The organism is Mycobacterium shunyiense, assembly GCF_058270075.1.
Genome location: NZ_JBZDPU010000014.1, coordinates 239,282 through 260,036, shown reverse-complemented (window position 1 = coordinate 260,036; position 20,755 = coordinate 239,282). Strand labels below are relative to the sequence as shown.

General features: G+C 65.7%; 19 protein-coding genes. 9 read left to right on the top strand and 10 right to left on the bottom strand.

The window, feature by feature from the left end:
- The first annotated feature begins 465 nt into the window (after positions 1 to 465).
- Positions 466 to 1,209 carry a DUF6199 family natural product biosynthesis protein gene (locus AC4ELH_RS12260; RefSeq protein ID WP_498884628.1) on the top strand — a complete coding sequence of 248 codons (744 nt, stop codon included), beginning with the start codon at positions 466 to 468 and terminating at the stop codon, positions 1,207 to 1,209.
- Between the two features lie 144 nt (positions 1,210 to 1,353).
- Here the strand turns inward: AC4ELH_RS12260 and AC4ELH_RS12255 are convergent, their stop codons facing one another.
- From AC4ELH_RS12255 to AC4ELH_RS12230, 6 genes are all read right to left on the bottom strand, one after another.
- Entirely contained in the window at positions 1,354 to 1,998 is a 645-nt protein-coding gene (locus tag AC4ELH_RS12255; RefSeq protein ID WP_498884627.1) for a hypothetical protein, read from the bottom strand.
- 125 nt (positions 1,999 to 2,123) lie between these two features.
- The gene (locus AC4ELH_RS12250; protein ID WP_498884625.1) at positions 2,124 to 4,478 is read right to left on the bottom strand and encodes a TPR repeat domain-containing protein; all 2,355 of its coding nucleotides are present in this window, start codon (positions 4,476 to 4,478) and stop codon (positions 2,124 to 2,126) included.
- Between the two features lie 466 nt (positions 4,479 to 4,944).
- The gene (locus AC4ELH_RS12245; RefSeq protein WP_498884623.1) at positions 4,945 to 5,202 is read right to left on the bottom strand and encodes an HPr family phosphocarrier protein; all 258 of its coding nucleotides are present in this window, start codon (positions 5,200 to 5,202) and stop codon (positions 4,945 to 4,947) included.
- 22 nt (positions 5,203 to 5,224) lie between these two features.
- On the bottom strand, positions 5,225 to 7,246 hold the full coding sequence (locus AC4ELH_RS12240) for a PTS fructose transporter subunit IIABC (RefSeq protein WP_498884621.1): 2,022 nt from the start codon (positions 7,244 to 7,246) through the stop codon (positions 5,225 to 5,227).
- On the bottom strand, positions 7,243 to 8,211 hold the full coding sequence (locus AC4ELH_RS12235) for a 1-phosphofructokinase family hexose kinase (protein WP_448444346.1): 969 nt from the start codon (positions 8,209 to 8,211) through the stop codon (positions 7,243 to 7,245). The genes AC4ELH_RS12240 and AC4ELH_RS12235 overlap by 4 nt, the downstream gene beginning before the upstream one ends.
- Positions 8,208 to 8,975 (bottom strand): DeoR/GlpR family DNA-binding transcription regulator, encoded by a 768-nt coding sequence (locus AC4ELH_RS12230; protein WP_064878619.1) that lies wholly within the window; start codon positions 8,973 to 8,975, stop codon positions 8,208 to 8,210. The genes AC4ELH_RS12235 and AC4ELH_RS12230 overlap by 4 nt, the downstream gene beginning before the upstream one ends.
- Positions 8,976 to 9,077: 102 nt before the next feature.
- On the opposite strand from AC4ELH_RS12230, the gene ptsP reads away from it, so the two are divergent.
- Positions 9,078 to 10,757, top strand: a complete 1,680-nt coding sequence (ptsP, locus tag AC4ELH_RS12225; protein ID WP_064878617.1) for a phosphoenolpyruvate--protein phosphotransferase — start codon at positions 9,078 to 9,080, stop codon at positions 10,755 to 10,757.
- Positions 10,758 to 10,899: 142 nt separating this feature from the next.
- The gene (locus AC4ELH_RS12220) at positions 10,900 to 11,874 is read left to right on the top strand and encodes a pirin family protein (RefSeq protein ID WP_055119343.1); all 975 of its coding nucleotides are present in this window, start codon (positions 10,900 to 10,902) and stop codon (positions 11,872 to 11,874) included.
- A 4-nt stretch (positions 11,875 to 11,878) separates the two neighbouring features.
- On the opposite strand, the gene AC4ELH_RS12215 is transcribed toward AC4ELH_RS12220, so the two are convergent.
- Complete coding sequence (locus AC4ELH_RS12215) at positions 11,879 to 14,023, bottom strand: FUSC family protein (protein WP_498884618.1); 2,145 nt, start codon at positions 14,021 to 14,023, stop codon at positions 11,879 to 11,881.
- 11 nt (positions 14,024 to 14,034) lie between these two features.
- A complete protein-coding gene (locus AC4ELH_RS12210; protein WP_448444337.1) occupies positions 14,035 to 14,610 on the bottom strand; it encodes a TetR/AcrR family transcriptional regulator in 576 nt (191 codons plus the stop codon).
- A gap of 123 nt (positions 14,611 to 14,733) precedes the next feature.
- Here AC4ELH_RS12210 and AC4ELH_RS12205 point away from each other — a divergent pair, with 123 nt between their 5' ends.
- From AC4ELH_RS12205 to AC4ELH_RS12195, 3 genes are all read left to right on the top strand, one after another.
- Positions 14,734 to 15,369 (top strand): TetR/AcrR family transcriptional regulator, encoded by a 636-nt coding sequence (locus AC4ELH_RS12205; RefSeq protein ID WP_448444335.1) that lies wholly within the window; start codon positions 14,734 to 14,736, stop codon positions 15,367 to 15,369.
- A gap of 71 nt (positions 15,370 to 15,440) precedes the next feature.
- Complete coding sequence (locus AC4ELH_RS12200; protein ID WP_448444333.1) at positions 15,441 to 16,403, top strand: SAM-dependent methyltransferase; 963 nt, start codon at positions 15,441 to 15,443, stop codon at positions 16,401 to 16,403.
- On the top strand, positions 16,400 to 17,332 hold the full coding sequence (locus tag AC4ELH_RS12195) for a class I SAM-dependent methyltransferase (RefSeq protein ID WP_448444331.1): 933 nt from the start codon (positions 16,400 to 16,402) through the stop codon (positions 17,330 to 17,332). The genes AC4ELH_RS12200 and AC4ELH_RS12195 overlap by 4 nt, the downstream gene beginning before the upstream one ends.
- A gap of 63 nt (positions 17,333 to 17,395) precedes the next feature.
- On the opposite strand, the gene AC4ELH_RS12190 is transcribed toward AC4ELH_RS12195, so the two are convergent.
- Together AC4ELH_RS12190 and AC4ELH_RS12185 are read right to left on the bottom strand one after the other, a co-directional pair.
- Positions 17,396 to 17,593, bottom strand: coding sequence for a hypothetical protein (locus AC4ELH_RS12190; protein ID WP_448444329.1), 198 nt, complete (start codon positions 17,591 to 17,593; stop codon positions 17,396 to 17,398).
- A gap of 158 nt (positions 17,594 to 17,751) precedes the next feature.
- Complete coding sequence (locus tag AC4ELH_RS12185) at positions 17,752 to 17,919, bottom strand: hypothetical protein (protein ID WP_448444328.1); 168 nt, start codon at positions 17,917 to 17,919, stop codon at positions 17,752 to 17,754.
- Positions 17,920 to 18,149: 230 nt separating this feature from the next.
- Here AC4ELH_RS12185 and AC4ELH_RS12180 point away from each other — a divergent pair, with 230 nt between their 5' ends.
- The 3 genes from AC4ELH_RS12180 to AC4ELH_RS12170 all read left to right on the top strand — a co-directional run bounded on the left by AC4ELH_RS12180 (position 18,150) and on the right by AC4ELH_RS12170 (position 20,746).
- On the top strand, positions 18,150 to 19,013 hold the full coding sequence (locus tag AC4ELH_RS12180; protein WP_055119353.1) for an SDR family oxidoreductase: 864 nt from the start codon (positions 18,150 to 18,152) through the stop codon (positions 19,011 to 19,013).
- A gap of 5 nt (positions 19,014 to 19,018) precedes the next feature.
- The gene (locus tag AC4ELH_RS12175; RefSeq protein WP_448444325.1) at positions 19,019 to 19,984 is read left to right on the top strand and encodes an NADPH:quinone oxidoreductase family protein; all 966 of its coding nucleotides are present in this window, start codon (positions 19,019 to 19,021) and stop codon (positions 19,982 to 19,984) included.
- 66 nt (positions 19,985 to 20,050) lie between these two features.
- Positions 20,051 to 20,746 carry a haloacid dehalogenase type II gene (locus AC4ELH_RS12170; protein ID WP_448444323.1) on the top strand — a complete coding sequence of 232 codons (696 nt, stop codon included), beginning with the start codon at positions 20,051 to 20,053 and terminating at the stop codon, positions 20,744 to 20,746.
- Positions 20,747 to 20,755: the final 9 nt, after the last annotated feature.

Below are 20,755 nucleotides of genomic sequence, written 5' to 3'. Positions count from 1 at the left end.
GCGGAGGGTGTCACTGTCGATCCCTTCTGGAGGTTTCCAATCGGTTCGACGGATGCGTTCGATTCGGCGGTCGAATGCGCGAGCAACTTTCGGTCAGAGGACCGCGGTAGCAAGGCGAGTTCCAAGGGCTGCGCAACCAGTCTGGAGACCCAGAGAAAGGCCCGACGGATCCAAACAACCCGCTCGGCGCCCAGAAACAGTATGCAGATGGTGAGCTAACCGCGGAGGGCATAGCGGGTCTTGTCCACAACGCGGCCGAAGGATATGAGGATGCCGCGGCCAAGGTCGACGAACTCCTCCATGTGAACCACATCCAGGGTGAAAGCCCGAGGCTACATTCCGAGACACTGCGAGAGCCGCTGAAGGTGAATCGTGGGACGTCACCTGGCTGGAGACCACAGGCGGAACGGGACCAGCCCCACCCGTGTTGCCGTAGGCGAGAATTCCGGGCATTACGATCCTGGCGTGGCGCTCGCGATCATCATTCTGCTGATTGGTATTCCGATTGGGTTGTTCATGCTGCTGAAACCGAGGGCGGTATGGCGGACCTTTCAGTCATGGAACTACAAGAATCCCGGCATGAACGAGCCGAGCGATGCAGCGTACGCGATGAGTTCGCTCGGTGGGCTGGTGATGATCGTCGCCGTGATGATTGTGGCGGTCATCGCGTGGACGAAACCCGATCGGGCCGACCACCGCGCATCGAACACATCGATACCGGCTTCGCCAGATAGCCACATGCCGAAACCACCCCCAGCGCCTCCGCAAAACCGTGGTGAGATCCCGATCGTGGCATACCACCTCATGGACGGGGACCCCGGCCGATTCGCGGGCAAGACGTATCTCAACGTGGCATACCTGGTGCCTGAGAACGCTGATGCGGTCGCCGGCGGAATGAACACCGAACCGAGAGGCGGTTGCCAGATAATGCAGGCGGTCAGTGGAATGGGTACCGACCGGGTAACTGTAGATCTGCATCTGTGGTGGGCTGACGGAACCGGGCGTGCCAAGCCTGGCGCAGATGAGAAGTGTCGACTCGGGAAGTGGTCGCCATACGTCAGCACAATGGTGGTGACCGAAGTTCGCCCGGGTACCGCGGTTCTGACCAATGGTCCCATCGTTGACAAGTTCGGGCGGGTGCTCGTGCCCGCTGGTACCGGAAACGCGGTACCCAACCTTTACTGCACACTGGATGGCTGCCGTGAATAGTAATTATATGAAGGTGAGGTTACTTCCGAACGCCCCCGACTCGGGTCTGACGACTGTGACCTAACTCAGGTCGGATGCGCTTGCGCCAGATGGCCTCGCCCTGCCTCGTTGGCCGAGTCAATGAACCCAGCGGTCCAAGCTCCGTTAGGTTCTCGGTGGGGCCGGCCAGCCCGGCGTGGCACGGAGAGTGGGAAAGTCACTGGACGGCAGGTAGTTTTCCAGCAGATGCCGTCGCCGCTCCAACGGAACTGGCGCCTTGGCGATGCACTCGTCGGCCGCTTGTTGGCGCTCCGGCCAATTCCAGTTGTCCATGGTGTGGGCCTCGACATAGCCGCCCCAATAACCGGCGACTCGGTACCCTCCGAAAACATCGTCGGACGGTGTACGCGCTGGCCCCGATTGCGGCTCCAGGGAGCCGGCCGAAGGCGAGTCTTCGGCAAGGGTCACCTTGAAGGCGCTGATACCGGACACAGGCATGCCACGCGCTGAGAACTCACCGTCATCCGCCGGGGCGCCAACACCGTAGGTGTACATGCACCCGATCGCCGACACCTCCGAACCATTGCGGGTCACCGACAGCACGTGATTCGTCGCAGTACCGATCCACGGCCCGTCCGGAGCCGGATCACCCGAGGCCGGCTCCCACTTCTCGGCGACCGCTCGGCCAAAACCCGGATACAGGTACTTGTCATCACCGGTCAATTCCACGAGGAAGAACGACTCGATGTAGGCCCGCACCGCAACCACCGGACCGGTGACCAGATCGACACCCTTCTCACCGGTCCACACGATCGTAAAATCCTCATAATCCGCCGGCCAACCGGCAGGTGCCGCCTCGGACCTCTCAGGCGAACATCCGGCACTCAGCAACACTGCAACAATCACGGCGATCCCACCGATTAATGTCTTTGCCACTATTTCTTATTCGGGTCCGGAGTTTTGTTGAGGACGACGTCATCGTACCGGCTTTTATAATGACCGTCTTGGAAATCAAAGCCCAAGGTGTTATTAACCGCGGTGCTCACTACCTCGGCATACCTGCCAGGGGTCAGCATATTGTTCTTCGCATACATTTCCTCATAACTGAGGACGCGCCCGTCTTTCTGGTACTCGGTTGGCAGGTCCACTATTGGCGTATTAACGGAGTGGAGCGCATTAAGCATTTCGGCTTCGGCTCGCCCCGCAGCGAACCGGGCCATGGGTTCGGGTTGGCCTTCCTTCGGCGGTTCTGGACCAATAATGCTGTCCTTCACCGCCGGACCAAGCTGCGACAATGCTTCGCTGCTGATCGTACCTCCCGTGCCTGGAATTGCTGCACCCGCCCCCTCGGTCAATCCCTGCAAGCCGAGATCGAATGCGGCGCTCTTTGCCTTGTACAACTCCTGCTCGATCGCCGCCTGGTTCTTGGCGGTGGTGTCGATATTGTTCTCCAGACCAACGTCTACGAGCGCACGTAAAGTAGCGCTGTCGTATAAGTTGTGTGGCTTATCGCCGGCAACGGGATGCTCGGCGTATGCCGTATCGTGCAGCAAGGCCTGACCCAATGCCGCACCGTTTATGATCTCGCCCGCTTTGTCATCGGTGTTGAGTACCGAGAACAGATTCTTGGCCTCGGACAGGGTCCCGTCTTCAATTTCTCCTGGGCCATCAAGCAGGCCGCCGAAGGTCGAAAGACCACCCTCGGTGCCGGCGATGTTATTGACATACGGCGTCAAGCCTTCGGCCATGCCTTGCACGAGAACTGGATTCACATCGCCGAGGGCATGTGTCCCATACAACCCCACCGTGTTATCTCCGTTGAGCGAGTTCAGTCCGGGGGTGTTACCGAGGTACTCGGACAAAGTCCTGCCGGTTTCGCCGGCGATCTGAGCTTCTGGTCCGTGCGCCGAATCATCCATCCATCTGAACAACTCGCTCGCCCCAGTGCCGGCGTCGTCCCATGCTTCATGCGTCAGGTTGTACATCAAGTGATCGCTGTCGATCTTGAATTTGTCGCGATACTCGTTCCCGGGCTCCACATTTCCTGTAACCGCGTCATGGATCACTTGGTGATCGTATTGAATTCCGCTCATCACATCGGACGCGACCTTTTCCAGTGCCGCATGCGGCGGACGAGGATCATCCCAGGTTCCCGGTAAATTGCTGTCTCCGGGGAGGCGGAATGGCGCATCGTCGGAACGCCACAACGGTGATTCCATCATGTCTGCTACTTTGTGCATCAGCCCACGATCGAGGTCCGTGTTGTGTTGGAAGTGCTCGCCGTTACCACCCTTGACGATATCTGCGATCTGCTGCAGATTTTCTGACTGCTCGATGCCCGGAGACTGGATTGCAGACTTCACGCTATCCGGTAGTTGATCGAATCCGCCTTTTGTGACTTCGGTTGACTCCTGCGCACCATCGCGAGATTCGGTCTTTGGAAATTCAATCTCAGGGTTGCTCATCAGTTGCCAAGAATTCGACATGATGTCCTTGGCGCCTTTATTTGCCGCTTCGGTCAGCTGATCGACCGTCCGCAGCTTCTGCTGCGCTTCCATCTGGCTGACGTAGGAAGCTTGTTCCGGCATAAGCTTTTCCTTGCCGGTTTGTTGAGCGTCGTTGATAGTATTCAGGACATTCCGCACGCGCTGCTGGGCATCTTTGTCTCCCTTCAGCGCAGCATCGACATCTTTCCGGGCCCGTTCTTTGAGGGCCGGATCTGCGGGCCCGCCGTTCTTATCGTCGGTCAGCTTATTTGGATCGGTAGGTGCTTCCTTTGGTCCGCCAAGTTGGTTGCCCAACGCCTGTAACTCGCCCTTGATAGGGTTGACGCGGCTACCGATATCACTCATCGCGCCGTGGGAGTCCTTGATGACATCGCCAATCTTGCCAATGCCCTGGCTAGCGATGGAGAGCAATTTGTTGTTGCGATCAGATGCGCTGGTGCCAGCCGGTATCGCATCTACCATGCCGGAGACCCAACTCTTAACATTGTCGAGGTTCTGGCGGCCGGTCCTTACCACGTTGGCTGCGTTTGTGATCTCGGTCGACATCCGCTTGTCGAGATCTGCAAGCTTGCCGTAGACCGCCGCGTGCTCTTTGTTCTTCGAGGCGTATGCCTCCGAAGCTGGACCTTGCCAGCGCGAATCCGGAGCGGCGGCCTCAACACCTTGTTTCATCTGCTGGAAGCGGGAACTGGCATCGTATTGCGCACCATCTTGAGGGCTGCCTTGCCCAAACGTATCCAGCGCCCTCGACCACGTTGAGTAGAACGCATCAAGCACACTCACGAATACCCTCCTAGGCCACGAGCAGTTGCGTCTCAGTATTCCAGCACCTCGAGCGGTCCGAGCGCACGAAAGTGCCGGGACGGGGGAGCATCAGCGCCGATGGTGCTAAGAGACAGTTGCACTGGCGGCGAGTCGATCGAATTCGACGACTCGACGGCGGTGTGTCCGCCAAGCGGGTGCGATCCAGACCTGCAGGTGACCACCGGTGAGGAGCTGTGTCAACCGCACGAATGTCGACGGCTCACATTGCGGTGCGGCCCGCTTCAGGGCAAGTCCGGTACCGATCTGGATTGACGGTTGGTTTAGCGTCACACCGCCCGGCGAATTGTGGCTTCACGCGGAGCTCGTCGAGCATGTCGTGAGACTCGGGATATCGTAGGCGCGAACATCAGGTTCTTGCCCCCCTGGTCAGGCCTGCGACGGTGAACTCGCGCTCATCGCCCGCCACTTCGAGCGGTAGCCCCAACTACGCGTCCAGATCCTGCTCCACGAGCCCGGCCACAGTGGCCAATGCGTCAGCGTCGTCGGAATCCACCGTCACCTGAGCCCCGTTACCGGCACCCAGCGTCATGATCATCAGCGCCGAACCGGCGTCGACGGGCTCGCCGCCGTCCATGGACAGGGTGACGGGAACTCCGGCATCGACGACCGCCTCGGCGATGATCGCGGCGGGGCGGGCGTGCAGGCCGATGGCCGAACCGACGGTGACAGTCTTGCTTGGCATTGTTTCTCCTTCGGGTTGTGACTCAGGTGGTGGCCAGCGCCGGAGCTTCCGGCGTGGTGACAGACGGTTTTGCGAACTGCTTGGCCGCAACGACCGCCAGGGCGCTGACGACGGTGCCGGCAGCCAGGGCGATCAGGAACCACAGCAGGTTGCCGATCGCGAAGAATACGAAGATGCCGCCGTGCGGCGCCTTGAGCGTGACGTCGAACGCCATGATCAGCCCGCCGGTGACGGCGCCGCCGAGCATCATCGACGGGATGACCCGCAGGGGATCGGCGGCAGCGAACGGGATGGCACCTTCGGAGATGAAGGACGCGCCCAACAGCCATGCGGCGCGGCCATTCTCGCGCTCCGGCTCGGTGAACAGCCGCGGCCGCAGCGTCGAGGCGAGCGCCATGGCGAGCGGCGGCACCATGCCGGCGGCCATCACCGCGGCCATGATGCGCAGCGTGGCGGGGTCGGCGACGTTGAGGCCCGCGGTCGCAAATGCATAGGCCGCCTTGTTGACCGGGCCGCCGAGGTCGAAGCACATCATCAAACCGAGAATGACACCGAGGATGACGACCGAAGTCCCGGTCATGCCGCTGAGCCAGTTGGTCAGACCGGTGGTCAGCGCGGCCAGCGGCCGGCCGAGCAGCAGGAACATCAACAGGCCGACGATCAGTGACGCACCGAGCGGGATCACCACCACCGGCATCAGTCCCCGGAACCACTGTGGCACCTTGAAGGAGCTGATCCACTGGGCGGCGAATCCGGCGATCAGACCGCCGACGATGCCACCGATGAACCCGCCGCCGACGAATACTGCCACCGCTCCGGCGGTGAAACCCGGTGCGATGCCGGGCCGGTCGGCGATCGCGAAAGAGATGTATCCGGCGAGTGCGGGTACCAGGAACATGAGCGCCAGTCCGCCGAGCGTGAACAGCACCGCGCCGAGGTACTGCGTCAGACCACCGGGTGGCAGGTCGGCCAGGGTGTTGGTGACCGCGATGTGATGACCGAGCGAGTTCATTCCGTAGGCCAGCGGGGTGGGTTGGCCGTCCGGGGTGTTGCCGATGTCGTAGCCGGCGAAGAGGAAGCCCAGGGCGATGAGCAGACCGCCCGCCGCGACGAACGGGATCATGTAGCTCACGCCGGTGAGCAGGATCTGTCGGGTGCGGGTGCCCCAGCCCACGTCGCCCGACGCGGCCGGAGCGGCCTCGTCAACCGAGCCGGCCACTCGCGGGGCATTGGGATTGCCTGCGGCGCCGATGGCTTCGGAGATCATCACCCCGGGTTCGTTGATGGCGCGTTTGACGCCGGAGGCGACGACGGGCTTGCCGGCGAAACGCTGCTTGTCCTTGACCCCGACGTCGGTGGCGAAGATGACGGCATCGGCCGCAGCGATCGTCGCCGCGGACAACGGCGTGCTTCCGGACGAGCCCTGGGTTTCGACGGTCAATTCGACCCCGGCATCATCGGCGGCCTGTTTGAGTGCGTCGGCCGCCATGTACGTGTGAGCGATGCCGGTGGGACAGGCGGTGATGGCGACGATCGACACCGCCTTGACGGGCTCAGCAACAGGCTCAGGAGCAGGGGCAGGAACAGGCGCCGGGTTGACCACGCCGTCGACGAGTGCCACCACCTCGTCGACGCTCGCGGCACCCCGTAGTGACGCCACGAAGTCCTTGCGGACCAGCGCGCGGGCCAGGCTGGAGAGCAGCTTCATGTGTTCGGCCCCACCGGATTCCGGTGCGGCGATCAGGAACACCAGATCCGCCGGTCCGTCGGGAGCCCCGAAGTCGACCTTGGGGGAGAGCCGGGCGAAGCCGATCGTGGGCGTCTCGACGTAGGGGGAGCGGCAGTGCGGGATCGCGATGCCACCGGGCAGTCCGGTGGCGGACTGGGCTTCTCGCGCCATTGCGGCGCCCACCAGGCCGTCGGTGTCGTCGGTGCGACCTGCCTCGGCGAGTGCTCCGACCAGTCGCGTGATGACGGCTTGCTTGTCGCGGCCCGCGTCGGCGTCGAGCAGGACCAGCTCGGGGGTGATGATCGGTTGGGTCATGGCGACACCTTCATGGGGTGGGTGCGGACTGCGTCGAGGTCGAGCTGGGCAGGTGTGGGCAGGGCGGATCCGGGCAGTGCCGCGGCGGCGCTGCCGTAGGCGACGGCCATCTGCAGTCGTTGCGGGGCTTCGGCACCGGCGTCGGCGGCGCGCAGGTAGCCGGCCAGGGAGGCGTCGCCCGCGCCGACGGTGCTGCGCGGAACGATCGGCGGCGGCGTGGCCAGCCAGGAGCCCGAACTGTCCACGAGGACCGCGCCGGCTGCCCCCAACGTGGCGAGCACCGCGCCGACGCCCCGGTCCACGAGCCGACCGGCGGCCGCCACCACCGATGACACGTCACCTTGGGCCGCAGCATTTTCCAGGGCGTCGGCCGATACCCCGGCCAGGTCGGCCAGTTCCTCGGCGTTGGGCTTGATCAGATCGGGCGCGGCCACCTCGAACGCGGCGGCCAGCGCGGCCAGCGGCGCTTCGGAGGTATCGACGGCGACCCGGCAGTCGAGCGGCGCCAGCAGCTGCACCACCTGGGCATACCAGTCGTCCGGAATCCCGGGCGGTAACGACCCGGACAACACCAACCACGATGCTTCTTGCGCCTTGGTCAGCAGGCAGCTGGTGAGCGCCGACAGCGTGTCAGCGTCCACGCTGGCGCCGCGCTCGTTGAGTTTGGTTGTGGTGCCATCGGATTCGGTGATGGCGACGTTGGTGCGGACGGGCTCCGCGATCGGAACGGCGGTGAACGGCACACCGTGCGCCCGTAACGCCGCGAGCAGGGGATCAGTGTCGGCAGCGGGCAGCACCGCTTCGGCGGCAACGTCGGCCAGGGTCAGAGCTCGGGCCACGTTGATGCCCTTGCCGCCGGGTTCGACGGTGACGGTGTCGACGCGCTGTACGGCTCCGCGCGTCAACGGCGTCCTCAATGTGACGGTGCGGTCCAGGCTGGGGTTGGGGGTGACCGTGATGATCATGCGATCACCACCTCGACGCCGTGTTCGGTGAGCTGTGCGCGGTCGGCATCGGAGATCTCGCTGTCGGTGATCAGGGTGTCGACGCTGTCGATGGGGGCGAAGCTGACGAAGTCCTCTTGGCCTACCTTTGATGAGTCTGCGACCACCACAACGTAATTCGCGGCCTGCACCATGGCCCGCTTGACGGCTGCCTCGTCGGTGTCGGGGGTCGAGAGACCGTGTCGCACGTTGATGGCGTTGGTGCCGATGAACGCGATGTCCACCCGCAGGGTTTCGAGTACCCGCAGCACCTGCTCGCCGACGGCGGCCTGGGTGAGGCCGCGGACCCGCCCGCCCAGTAATTGCAGGGTGACGGTAGGCATGGTGGCGAGGAGGCCGGCGATCGGCACCGAGTTGGTCACCGCGGTGAGCTCCCGGTCCGTCGGTACCTGCGAGGCGACGCGGGCGGTGGTGGTGCCGGCGTCCAGCAGGACGCTGGCACCGGTGAGGGGGAAGAAGTCGACTGCAGCCGCGGCGATGGCATCCTTCTGCGCGGCGCGGGTGGTGTCGCGTTCGCCGACGCCGGCTTCCACGAGGTGGAGGGTCCGGGCGGGGACGGCTCCGCCGTGCACGCGGCGGACGACGCCGGCCTTGTCGAGCACTGCCAGATCTCGGCGGACGGTTTCGGTGGTGACGTCGTATGTCTGCGCGAGTTCGGCGACCGAGGCGCGGCCCCTGCTCATGACCAGCGCGGCGATGGCCTGCTGGCGCTCCTCGGCGTACATGAGCCTCCGTTTGTGTGGGTTCGAGCCTAACGAGATGTTGATATATGTTGTTTTACGCTTGACTGTGTTGATTTGTCAACATTTTCTTGTAATGTGGCTCACATGGGCACTACAGCATCGGTTGCGTCACCCATCGTCTTGCGCGGGGTTCCGGTGGTCCCGGGAGTGCAGTACGCACCCGTGATCCGGGTCAGCAGACTCCCGGAGGTCGAGGTGCCGGCCGGCGACATCGCCGAGGCGGACCGGCCGGCCGAAGCGGGGCGTTTTGCAGCTGCGGCGACGGAGGTCGCCACCCGGCTGCGGGACCGGGCCGCGCACGCCACGGGTGCCGCCTCGGAAGTCCTCGCCGCCACCGCGACGCTGGCCCAGGACCGGGCCTGGCTCGGGGCTGCTGACAAGAGGATCGCCGCAGGCGCTCCCGCGGTCCGCGCCGTGACCGAGGCCGTGGACCAGTTCGTGGAGTTGTTCACGCAGCTCGGCGGGCTGATGGCCGAACGCGTCACCGACTTGCGGGATATTCGCGACCGGGTCATCGCCGAGCTGTCCGGTTTGCCAGAACCTGGTGTGCCGCTGCCGGATATCCCGTCGGTCCTGTGTGCCGAAGATCTGGCACCTGCCGACACCGCCGGTCTGGACCCGCAGCTGGTGGTCGGCTTGGCCACCACCCTCGGTGGGCCGACCAGCCACACCGCGATCATCGCCCGCCAGCTCGGAATTCCCTGCGTCGTGGCCATCGGTGGCCTCGACGCCGTCGCCGCCGGCGCGATGGTTCTTCTCGATGGCACCGCGGGCACCCTCACGGCAGACCCCGACGCCTCGGAGGCTGCCGCGGCTGTGGCCGCTGCGCAACGGGACGCGCTGGCAGCCCGACAGTGGGCGGGCCCCGGTGCGACGGCGGACGGCCACACCGTCGCCATCTTGGCGAATGTCCAGGACGGTGCCGCCGCCCGCGCAGCCCGCGAAACCCCTGCCGAAGGTGTCGGGCTGTTCCGCACCGAACTGTGCTTCCTCAACCGCGACACCGAGCCCACCGTCGACGAACAGGCGAACATCTACGGTGAGGTGCTCGAGGCGTTCGCCGGGCACAAGGTGGTGGTCCGGACCCTCGACGCGGGTTCGGACAAGCCGTTGAAGTTCGCAGGTCATCCCGAGGAGGCGAACCCGGCGCTCGGCGTGCGCGGCATCCGCATCGCCGAGGGCAATCCCGGCCTGCTGGACCGTCAGCTCGAATCGGTCGGCGCGGCTGCCGAGCAGACCGGCAACCCGCCGTGGGTCATGGCGCCCATGATCGCCACCGCGGCCGAGGCGAAAAGCTTTGCCACCAAGGCACGTTCGTACGGGCTGACGCCGGGCGTGATGATCGAGGTGCCCGCTGCGGCACTGTTGGCCGACAAGATCCTCGAGCACGTCGAGTTCCTGTCGATCGGCACCAACGACCTCGCCCAGTACACGATGGCCGCCGACCGGATGTCGGCCGATCTGGCCGCCCTCACCGATCCGTGGCAGCCCGCGGTACTGGCTCTGGTGGCGATGGCGGCCCGCGCCGGAGCGGCGGCGGGCAAGCCGGTCGGAGTATGCGGCGAGGCCGCGGCCGACCCACTCCTGGCCGCCGTGTTGGTGGGCCTGGGTGTGACGTCGTTGTCGATGGCGCCGGCCGCGATCGCAGCGGTGGGCGCGAAGCTCGCGCAGGTGACGTTGCAGCAGTGCCGCGCCGCCGCGGAGGCGGTACTCGACACCGCGACAGCTGCCGAGGCCCGCGAGGCCGCCGCGGCTCACCTTTGAACCGCGAGCAGACAACTAGGTACCCGAAAATGCTGCCGAAGGGGTACCGGAGCGTCTGCTCGCGGGAGGAAAGGGCCCCGGGGGAATAATCGGACCGCAGTCCGGTTATAGCTGGCATAAGACTACAAACAGGAGGTAGGAGATGCCAGCCATCACCGCAGACACCTTGACCCTGCCCCGTATCGCGGCAGCTCAGGCGTCGGAGACCGAACGCCCGGTTCGCTCGATCACCACCGGCCCGCGCGGATACGAGGGCGAGGGATTCCCCGTCGTCCGCGCGTTCGGCGGAGTCAGCGCCGCCGACCTCGACCCGTTCGTCCACATGGACCAGATGGGTGAGGTGGAATACCAGCCCGGTGAACCGCGGGGCACCGACTGGCACCCGCACCGCGGCTTCGAAACCGTCACCTACATGATCGACGGCCGGTTCGCGCACCAGGATTCACATGGCGGCGGCGGTCTGATCACCGACGGAGCCACCCAGTGGATGACCGCAGGGTCCGGCATCCTGCACATCGAAACTCCGCCGGCCGAACTGGTCGAGAGCGGCGGCACGTTCCACGGCATCCAGCTGTGGGTGAACCTGCCGAAGAAGGACAAGTTCGCGACGCCGCGTTACCAGGCCATCGAAGGTCCCGACGCGAAGTTGCTGTCGTCCCAGGACGGCGGGGCGTTGGTCCGGATCATCGCCGGCGAGATCGACGGTGCTCAGGGGCCGGGTAACACGCACACCCCGATCACCTTGGCGCACGCCACGATTGAACCGGGTGCGCAGCTCAACCTGCCGTGGAACCGCGACTTCAACTCGTTGGTGTACGTACTGAGCGGGCGCGGCAGCGTCGGCCCCGTCGGTCACCCGATCCACCAGGGCCAACTAGCCGTGCTCGGCCCCGGCGACCGGATCACGGTGTCGGCCGAGGGAACTCAGGATTCACACCGGCCCGCCATGGAAGTTCTGCTGCTGGGCGGCCGGCCGATTCGGGAACCGGTCTTCCACTACGGCCCGTTCGTGATGAACTCCAAGTCGGAGCTCATCCAGGCGCTGGAGGATTACCAGGCAGGCAAGTTCGGCCAGATCCCGCCGAATGCGCTGATGCCGCACCGGCCGCTGAACTGATCGACTAACCCACCGACTCGGCGGGCTGCGGGTACAGCAACTCCAGCTCGCCGAGATGCGCTGCAGCCGTCACCAGCGGCAGGGCCGCCGAGACCGCAAGGTCGGTTCCGGTGGCCTCGGCACGCAACGACACCACGAAATTCTCGCCGATCGGTACCAGTTCCGACGTGGTGTCCGCGCCGGTGAGCCGGGCGCAGATCGCCGCGGCATGCTCCTCGATCACCGAGCGGGTCTGCGGATAGACGCCCAGCGGTGGGGGTACGACATCGGCGATCAGCTCTGCTACCGCCCGTACCCGGATGACCCGGTTGGCCGCGCGCACCGCCGGAGCGCGTTGGTCGGTGGGTCCGCCGGTCTCCGAAAGGTACTGGCGGACCGCGTCATCCAGTGTCCGCGTGGCGGTGAGGGTGTCATGCCCGAGTGCGATCACGCGATCGGTGGCTGCCTCGGAGGCGCCGCGTGTCACCCGCAGCACGGCGGCATCGAGGAACTGTGCGCCCACCGCCCGGGCCTGATCGATCGCCTTGGCTACCGAGGCCGTCGCACCCCGCGGCCACAACAGCACCGACGCCACGATCCCCACGAGTGCGCCCACCACGACGTCTTCCACCCGGACGAGTCCGACGCGCCAACCTGTCGGTGCGATCAGGTTGAAGTTGATCAGCACCATCATCGTGAACGCTGCCTGCCCGGCGATGAACGATCCGACCTTGGGCACGTAGGCCGACCCGAATGCCACCAGAGGCAACAAGATCCACATCACCACCGGGTCCACCCCGAGGAACTCGATGAGCACCGCGCCGAGGATGAAGCCGATCGTCGTGCCGGCCACGGCGCGCAGCACCCGTGTCCCGGTGTCCAGCGCGCTACTGCGCAGCACCGACATCACACCCAGCACGACCCAGAACCCGTGCTGCACCGGAAACAGGTGGGTGACGGCCACCGCGAGGGCCAACCCCAGCCCGGTGCGCAGGCTGTTGCGCAGCACCACCGCGCGGGAGGCGACCAGGCCGCGGGTGATGGCGGCGACTGCGACGGTCTCAGGCATCACCCAATCCGCGGCGCCGGTTTTGGGTAGCCGCCGGCCCAGCACCCGGGCCCATACCGGGCGGGCATCGGCCAGCGCCGCGTTGCCGATCACGCGTCCGGTGACCGCGATGGTGGCCGAGATGGTGCGCCGGTTCAGCAGGACACCGCCGACCTTGGCGGCGGACGCGTCGTCGGCCATGCTCAGGATCTGGGTGATGTCCTCGCGGTAACTGCTCTGGGCCACGGTGCGCTGCTCGGCGAGAGCCGCGCGCAGATCGGCTTCGCGGGTGGCACGCTCGGCGCGATCATGAATCTTCAGCAGGGCGGCACTGTCGCGCAGTACCCGCACCGTGGGCTCGCGCGTGGCACCCAGCAGTTCGCCGGTCTGGTCGGTGACCTGGTCGCAGATCCAGCCGAGATCGTCGACGACGCGCACCAGGGCGCGGCTGCCCGCGCTGAGCGCGACGGGCCGGTAGTCGGCGCCGAGAAAGCTGGCGTAGAGCGCGTTCATCGCGCGGGTGACGTCACGGTCCGAGGCCTGGCCCTCCAGCCGGTCGGCCAATAGCCGGCATACCCGCGCGGCGTCGCGGCGCAGCTCATCGTGGTGGCGGGGCGCAAACAGGAACAGCGCGGCAGGCACGCACACCACCAGCGCGATCAGCCAGCCGAGCAGCCGGTCGGGAATCGGGCCGACGGGCGTGCACAGGGGCAGCACGAAAAGCAGCAGCGTGGCGCGTTGCCCGGCGGCGACGATCTCGCTGAGCACCCCGGAGAACGTCACCACCAGTCCGACGACGAACATCGCCGCCACGCTCGGCCACGGATGCGGGGCCAGGACCGTGCCCAGCACGATCAGTACGAACCCGTTGAGGGCCAGGCCGCCGTAGGCCAGGGCGCGGGCCGGCCGGTTGCCGGGGAAGTCGGCGGTGATGAGCAGGGAGACCGCTCCGAAGATCGCGAACAGCGGAGTCTGTGAGTCGCCCCCGACGGCGAAGCCCACGGCTGCGGCGACGGGTAGGACGATGGCGGCCCGGACGGCACGGCGCAGCGCGTCGTAATCGGGGTCCTTATCGCGCAGGCGGTCAGCTGCCCGGTGCCAGATCTCGGCCGGGGTCAGCATGATCGCCGATGTTAGACCGGTTGGTCCGATCCCGGCGTGGGAGTGAAGCGGCCCGTTTCGAGCGCGTCGCGCATCTGGCCGGTGATCCACGCCAAGGTTTCGGGGTCGCGGGGCAACGTCGTCTGCTCGTAACCGACGACCAGATACAAACTCCATGCCGCGAAATACCGGGCGTTCCGTTCGTCGCCGATGATCTCGTAGGCGGACTCGAAGATGATGTCGAAACGCAGTTGGTCCACCACCGCCTGCACGTCGTATACGTAGGGATCGAGCGAGCTCCATACCCGGATGGCTGCCTCTGCCCCATGGGGAAGGGCCAGCGCTTCACCGATCAAGGACTCGATGCGGTGATGCGGATCGGTGTCGGCGCGGATCGCCTCGACCACCCGCAGAGTGCGCGCCTCACGCCAGTGCGCGATCAACTCCTTGGTGTAGGCCGCCCAGTTGGGGAAGTAGTGATAGAACGACCCGGTTGTGACGCCGAGTCGGTTGCACACCTCGGCAAGTTTGAGCCCGCCGTACCCGAGATCGGACAACACATCCAGACCGGTTTCGAAGTACGCCTCCCGCGACACCAGCCCCGCCATCGGGCTAACGCTAGTTCGTCGTCAACATTTTCGGCGCGGCGGGGCTTTGCTGGTCAGCCGCATATAACGCACACGAACATGACGGCATCGGGGCTCTCAGGTGACGTGTGGCACAATTTGGGTGTGGCCCACATGGCGAGTCGAGGACCTGGACGTCCTCCCGCAGCAAAGGCAGCGGAGACACGCGAGCGCATCGTGCGTGCCGCCCGCGAAGTTTTCAGCGAACTTGGCTACGACGCAGCTACATTTCAGGCAATCGCGATCCGCGCGGATCTCACCCGTCCGGCAATCAACCATTACTTCAGTAGCAAACGCGTTTTGTACCGCGATGTGGTCGAGCAGACCAATGCGAAAGTGATCGCCGCAGGCATTGCCAAGGCGCGGGAAGCCACGAGCCTGCTGAACCGTATTTCGGCGTTCTTCGCCGCGGCCATGGATGCCGAGTCCACCGACCGGTCGGCGGCGGCATTCCTGGTGACCTCGGTGCTGGAGGCGCAGCGCCATCCCGAGCTCGTCTCCGAGGAGCACGACGCGTTGCGCAGCTCGCGCGAGTTCGTCAGGTGGGCAGTCGACGAGGCGATCGCCGGCGGCGAATTGTCCACCGACACCGACATCCCGGCCATCGTGGAGATGCTGGTGGCGGTGATGTGGGGAATGGGCTTTTACGCCGGTTACGTGGGGCATCGTGACGACGTAGCGGTCATCGTCGACAAGTTCGAACTGCTGATGGCGAACAAGCTCTGGCAACTGCGCGATTGATGCAGCGATGCCGTGAGGTGCCCCACAGCACCGCATAGATCGGCTAAGTATTCGGTAGTATTGCTTGGCAAATGACTGATCTGAGCGAGGTACGGCCGGGTCGGGCCGAAGGCGACAGTTGGGACATCACCGAGAGCGTCGGGGCGACTGCGCTGGCGGTTGCCGCTTCCCGTGCCGCCGAGACCGTGCAGCCCGAACCCCTGATTCGCGACGAGTTCGCCTTCCTCCTGGTGGCGGCCGCAGGTCCGGCCTGGGCGCAGCTGGCCGGCAGCGAACCGCACTGGATCGGTGACGATCCGGAGGCACACCGCATTCACGACATGGCCCGCAACTACCAGGCCGTGCGCACCCACTACTTCGATGACTACTTCACCGAGGTCACCCATGACGGCATCCGTCAGGTCGTGATCCTGGCCGCGGGCCTGGACTCGCGGGCGTTCCGGCTGGACTGGCCGGCGGGCACCATCGTCTACGAGATCGATCAGCCCAAGGTGCTGCACTACAAGACCGAGACATTGCAGGCGCACGGTGCGTTGGCCCGGGCCGAGCACGTCCCGGTGCCGGTCGACCTGCGTGACGATTGGCCCACGGCGCTGATCGACGCGGGCTTCGACCCCGGGCAGCCGACTGCATGGCTGGCCGAGGGGCTGCTGCCCTACCTGCCTGCCGAGGCGCAGGATCGGCTGTTCGAACTCGTCGGCGCACACAGCGCGCCGGGCAGCCGCGTCGCGGTCGAGGACTTCGTCATGGATCCGGCGCGTTTCACCCCGGAGAAGCGGGCCGCACGTCGGGCCCGCGGTGAGAACATGCGCGCCTCGCTGGGACTCGACATCGATGCCGACGCGCTGATGTACGCGTGTGACGGGCGCGCCGCCGCCGCGGAATGGCTCGCGGCTCACGGCTGGGACGTCGACGCAGTGTCCAGCGCCGACGAGATGGCCCGGTTGGGTCGCGCGGCCGACGCCGACGAACTGGCGGAATTCGGTTTGGACAGCGTGCTGTTGCGCGCCCGATTGGACGGAGAATCCCGATGAGCTCACTGCGCAGCCACGACGACACCTGGGACATCGCCACCAGCGTCGGGTCGACGGCCGTGATGGTCGCCGCCGCCAGGGCCGGGGAGACCGGACGCGAGAACCCACTGATCCGTGATCCGTACGCGGCGGTCCTGGTGGCCGGCGCCGGAACCGGCTTCTGGGAGACACTGCTGGACCAGGATGTCGCCGCCAAGATCGCAGAGGTCGATGACGAGGCCGCCAAGATCTTCGAGCACATGGGCAGCTACCAGGCGGTGCGTACGCACTTCTTCGATGCGTACTTCACCGAGGCCGCGAACGCCGGTATCCGCCAGATCGTCATCCTGGCGTCGGGCCTGGATTCACGCGCGTACCGGCTGGATTGGCCGGCCGGCACCACGGTGTTCGAGATCGATCAGCCGAAGGTGCTGGAGTACAAGGCCGAGACGCTGGCCGCCCATGGTGCGCAGCCGTCGGCGCAGCGCCGGGAAGTGGCCATCGATCTGCGCCAGGACTGGCCCAAAGCATTGCGGGAAGCGGGGTTTGACGATTCCCAGCCGACCGCGTGGCTCGCCGAGGGCCTGCTGATGTATCTGCCTGCCGACGCCCAGGATCGGCTCTTCGAGCTCGTCACCGAGTTGTCGGCCCCGGGAAGCCGGATCGCCGCCGAGACCGCCGGGGTTTCGGCCGGTGAGCGTCGCGAGGAGATGCGTGAGCGTTTCGAGCGTTTCGCCGCGCAGTTCAACATGGAGCAGGCGCTCAACATCCAGGACCTGATCTACGAGGATCCTGATCGTGCCGATGTGGCGGAGTGGCTGGGCGCTCACGGTTGGCGGGCCGACGGTGTGCACTCGCTCGACGAGATGCGCCGGCTGGGCCGCTACGTGGAGATCGAGCACGACGACACGCGGGCGTTCTCCACCTTCGTCACCGCCGAGAAGCTCTGAGCTCGCTGACACGACAAAAGGGGCGCCCCGGTTGCGGGGCGCCCCTTTTGTTTTCGTTGTCGATCAGTGGTTCGACATCGCCTTGGTGCGATTCACATTGGTGTGCTTGACCGTGGTGTCGACCTGAGGAGCCGTTGCCTTCTGATGCATCTGGTGCACCCAGAGGTGGTGGTCCACTCCGGCTGAGGCGGGTGCGGACAGGCCCAGAAGGGCGGTGGCCACTCCGCTGACGAGCACTGCGGGAATTCCGAACTTTTTCATCTATTTCTATCCTTTTAACGAACACTTCCACATCTATTAACCCGCCGGACCTGGGCGTTTATTCCTACTAAACAGTCACGAAAGCGTGACTGTGGTCACCCGGCCGGTCGGTTCGTCGCGAGGTGTCTGCGAGCCGCATCCGCCGGCAGGCCGGAGCTTCAGTGGCTCTGGTGCACCGTGGTGTCGACGTGTGGCACGGTCACGTGCGGGCCGATCTGATCCAGCCAATCGTGGTGGGACACATCGGCGGAAGCTGGGCCGGCCAGGCCCAGAACTGCGGCGGCCAGGCCGCTGGCGACAACTGCGGTCAATCCGAACTTCTTCATTTCCTCTGCCTCTTTCCAACTCTTTACTTTCCTGATTGGTTCAACTAAAGGGGCACACCGTTGATTTCCGGATCGGCGACGTTGGCGGCAATTGACTCCCGGCTGGCAGAAACACGTCAGCCGCGCCTCGAATGAGCGCTGACCGACCCGGTTGACCGGGAGTTGTCCGCTCGCCGTATACAGGAGGGGAGCTGAGCCGTTTCGAGGCCCGTTATCGAGGAGGAATCCCCATGCCAGGAGTGCAGGATCGCGTCGTCGTCGTCACCGGAGCCGGTGGAGGTCTGGGCCGTGAATATGCCCTGACGCTCGCGCGCGAGGGCGCCAGCGTCGTCGTCAACGACCTGGGCGGCGCCCGCGACGGGTCCGGCGCCGGGCACAACATGGCCGACGAGGTGGTGGCCGAGATCAAGGCTGCCGGTGGCCGTGCCGTCGCCAACTACGACAGCGTCGCCGAGCAGGCCGGCGCCGAGAACATCATCAAGACCGCGATCGACGAGTTCGGCAAGGTCGACGGTGTGGTGAGCAACGCGGGCATCCTGCGTGACGGCACCTTCCACAAGATGACGTTCGAGCAGTGGGACGCCGTGCTCAAGGTGCACCTCTACGGTGGGTACAACGTGATTCGCGCCGCGTGGCCGCACTTCCGCGAGCAGAGCTTCGGCCGCGTCGTCGTCGCCACCTCCACCAGCGGCCTGTTCGGCAACTTCGGTCAGGCCAACTACGGTGCTGCCAAGCTCGGCCTGGTCGGCCTGATCAACACGCTGGCCCAGGAAGGCGCCAAGTACAACATCAAGACCAACGCGGTCGCGCCGATCGCCGCCACCCGCATGACGCAGGACATCCTGCCGCCCGAGGTGTTCGAGAAGCTCACCCCCGAGTACGTCGCCCCCGTGGTGGCCTACCTGATGACCGAGGAACTGCCCGACACCGACTCGGTGTTCATCGTCGGCGGCGGCAAAGTACAGCGCACCGCGCTCTTCCAGAACGACGGCATCACCTTCAGCGAGGTGCCTTCGGTCGATGAGATCGCCGCCAAGTGGGGCGAGATCACCGATCTGTCCGCCGCCCAGCAGGCCAGCTTCAAGCTGGGCTGAAATACGTGAAGGCGCTTGTAGCGCAGGCACTTACCGGCACGTCCGGGCTGGCGTACGTCGACGTCGACGGCCCCGTGTCTTCCGACATGGTAGTCATCGACGTCGGCGCCGCCGGCGTCTGCTTCCCCGATCTGCTGTTGCTGCGCGGCGAGTACCAGCTGCGGCTCGAGCCGCCGTTCACACCGGGCATGGAGGTGGCCGGAACGGTGCGCTCGGCACCCGAGGGCTCGGGATTCACCCCGGGTCAGCGGGTCTCGGCGATGACGATGCTGGGCGGGTACGCCGAACAGGTGGCGGCCTTGCCGGCCAATGTGATCCCCACTGCCGACGGACTCGACGACGGCCAGGCCGCATCGCTGCTGGGCAACTACTACACGATGCAGTTCGCGCTGGCCCGCCGCGGTGGGCTGGTGTCGGGGGAGACGGTGCTGGTGCTCGGCTCGGCCGGCGGTATCGGAGTCGCCTCGATCCAGCTGGCCAAAGCCATGGGCGCCAAGGTGATTGCCATGGTGCACCGATCCGGGGCCGAGGAGTTCGTCTCGTCTGTGGGTGCAGATGTGGTGCTACCGCTGACCGACGGCTGGCGTCAGGCGGTCATGGATGCCACCGGAGGCGAAGGCGTCGATCTGGTGGTGGACCCGATCGGCGGCGAGGCCTTCGACGACGCCATCCGGGTGCTGGCACCTGAAGGCCGGCTGCTGGTCATCGGATTCGCTGCAGGCGCCGGCATCCCGACGGTCAAGGTCAACCGGTTGTTGCTGCGCAACGTCAGTGTGGTCGGGGTGGGTTGGGGCGAGTTCGTCCGCCGCCATCCCGCCGCACAGGCCCAGGTCGGGGCCGAGCTCAACAAGTTGGTGGCCGGTGGGCTTCGTCCCCCTGCGCCGGTCCGGTTCCCGCTGTCCGAGGGCGCGGCCGCGCTCGATGCGCTGGCCAGTGGGCAGGTGCGCGGGAAGCTCGTCCTGGAGCCGTGATGAGCGCTTGCGCGAAGAACATCGAGCCCTGATGAGCGCTTGCGCGAAGAACATCGAGCCGTAGCGATGAAAGCCCTGGCCTTCGATGTGTTCGGCACCGTCGTCGACTGGCGGTCCAGCATCATCGGTGAGCTGGAAGCATTCGGTGAAAGCCATGGGCTGCAACGGGATTGGCCGGTCTTCGCAGACAACTGGCGGGCCGGCTATGCCCCGGCGATGGACCGCGTGCGCCGCGGTGAGCTGCCGTGGACCAGGATCGACGATCTGCATCGCGCGATCCTGGTCTCACTGCTCGAGGAGGCAGGCGTAGAGGCAGGCCCGGACGAGATCGACCACCTCAACCGGGCCTGGCACCGGCTGGATCCGTGGCCGGACTCGGTGGTCGGGCTGAGCCGGCTCAAGCAGCACTACCTCATCACCACGTTGTCGAACGGCAACGTCTCACTGCTGACGAACATGGCCAAACGTGCCGGGCTACCGTGGGATTGCGTGATCTCGGCCGAGTTGTTCCGGCACTACAAGCCCGACCTCGAGGCCTACCTCGGGTGTGCCGACCTGCTGGACATCGTCCCCGAAGAGCTGACGCTGGTGGCGGCCCATCCGTCCGACCTGCGGGCCGCCCGCGACGCCGGACTCGGGACCGCATACGTGGCCCGGCCCCTGGAGTATGGCCCGGACGCGACTCCGCACGACGTCACGGCCGACGGTTTCGACATCGTCGCGACCGATTTTCTCGACCTTGCCGACCAACTTGGTGCGTAGCGTAGGGGT

Bases quoted from the DNA above. Each gene is read 5' to 3' on its own strand.
- AC4ELH_RS12245 (WP_498884623.1), bottom strand. From the start codon at position 5,202: ATGCCAAGCAAGACTGTCACCGTCGGTTCGGCCATCGGCCTGCACGCC.
- AC4ELH_RS12240 (WP_498884621.1), bottom strand. From the start codon at position 7,246: ATGACCCAACCGATCATCACCCCCGAGCTGGTCCTGCTCGACGCCGAC.
- AC4ELH_RS12235 (WP_448444346.1), bottom strand. From the start codon at position 8,211: ATGATCATCACGGTCACCCCCAACCCCAGCCTGGACCGCACCGTCACA.
- AC4ELH_RS12230 (WP_064878619.1), bottom strand. From the start codon at position 8,975: ATGTACGCCGAGGAGCGCCAGCAGGCCATCGCCGCGCTGGTCATGAGC.
- ptsP (WP_064878617.1), top strand. From the start codon at position 9,078: ATGGGCACTACAGCATCGGTTGCGTCACCCATCGTCTTGCGCGGGGTT.
- AC4ELH_RS12220 (WP_055119343.1), top strand. From the start codon at position 10,900: ATGCCAGCCATCACCGCAGACACCTTGACCCTGCCCCGTATCGCGGCA.
- AC4ELH_RS12215 (WP_498884618.1), bottom strand. From the start codon at position 14,023: ATGCTGACCCCGGCCGAGATCTGGCACCGGGCAGCTGACCGCCTGCGC.
- AC4ELH_RS12210 (WP_448444337.1), bottom strand. From the start codon at position 14,610: ATGGCGGGGCTGGTGTCGCGGGAGGCGTACTTCGAAACCGGTCTGGAT.
- AC4ELH_RS12200 (WP_448444333.1), top strand. From the start codon at position 15,441: ATGACTGATCTGAGCGAGGTACGGCCGGGTCGGGCCGAAGGCGACAGT.
- AC4ELH_RS12195 (WP_448444331.1), top strand. From the start codon at position 16,400: ATGAGCTCACTGCGCAGCCACGACGACACCTGGGACATCGCCACCAGC.
- AC4ELH_RS12190 (WP_448444329.1), bottom strand. From the start codon at position 17,593: ATGAAAAAGTTCGGAATTCCCGCAGTGCTCGTCAGCGGAGTGGCCACC.
- AC4ELH_RS12185 (WP_448444328.1), bottom strand. From the start codon at position 17,919: ATGAAGAAGTTCGGATTGACCGCAGTTGTCGCCAGCGGCCTGGCCGCC.
- AC4ELH_RS12180 (WP_055119353.1), top strand. From the start codon at position 18,150: ATGCCAGGAGTGCAGGATCGCGTCGTCGTCGTCACCGGAGCCGGTGGA.
- AC4ELH_RS12170 (WP_448444323.1), top strand. From the start codon at position 20,051: ATGAAAGCCCTGGCCTTCGATGTGTTCGGCACCGTCGTCGACTGGCGG.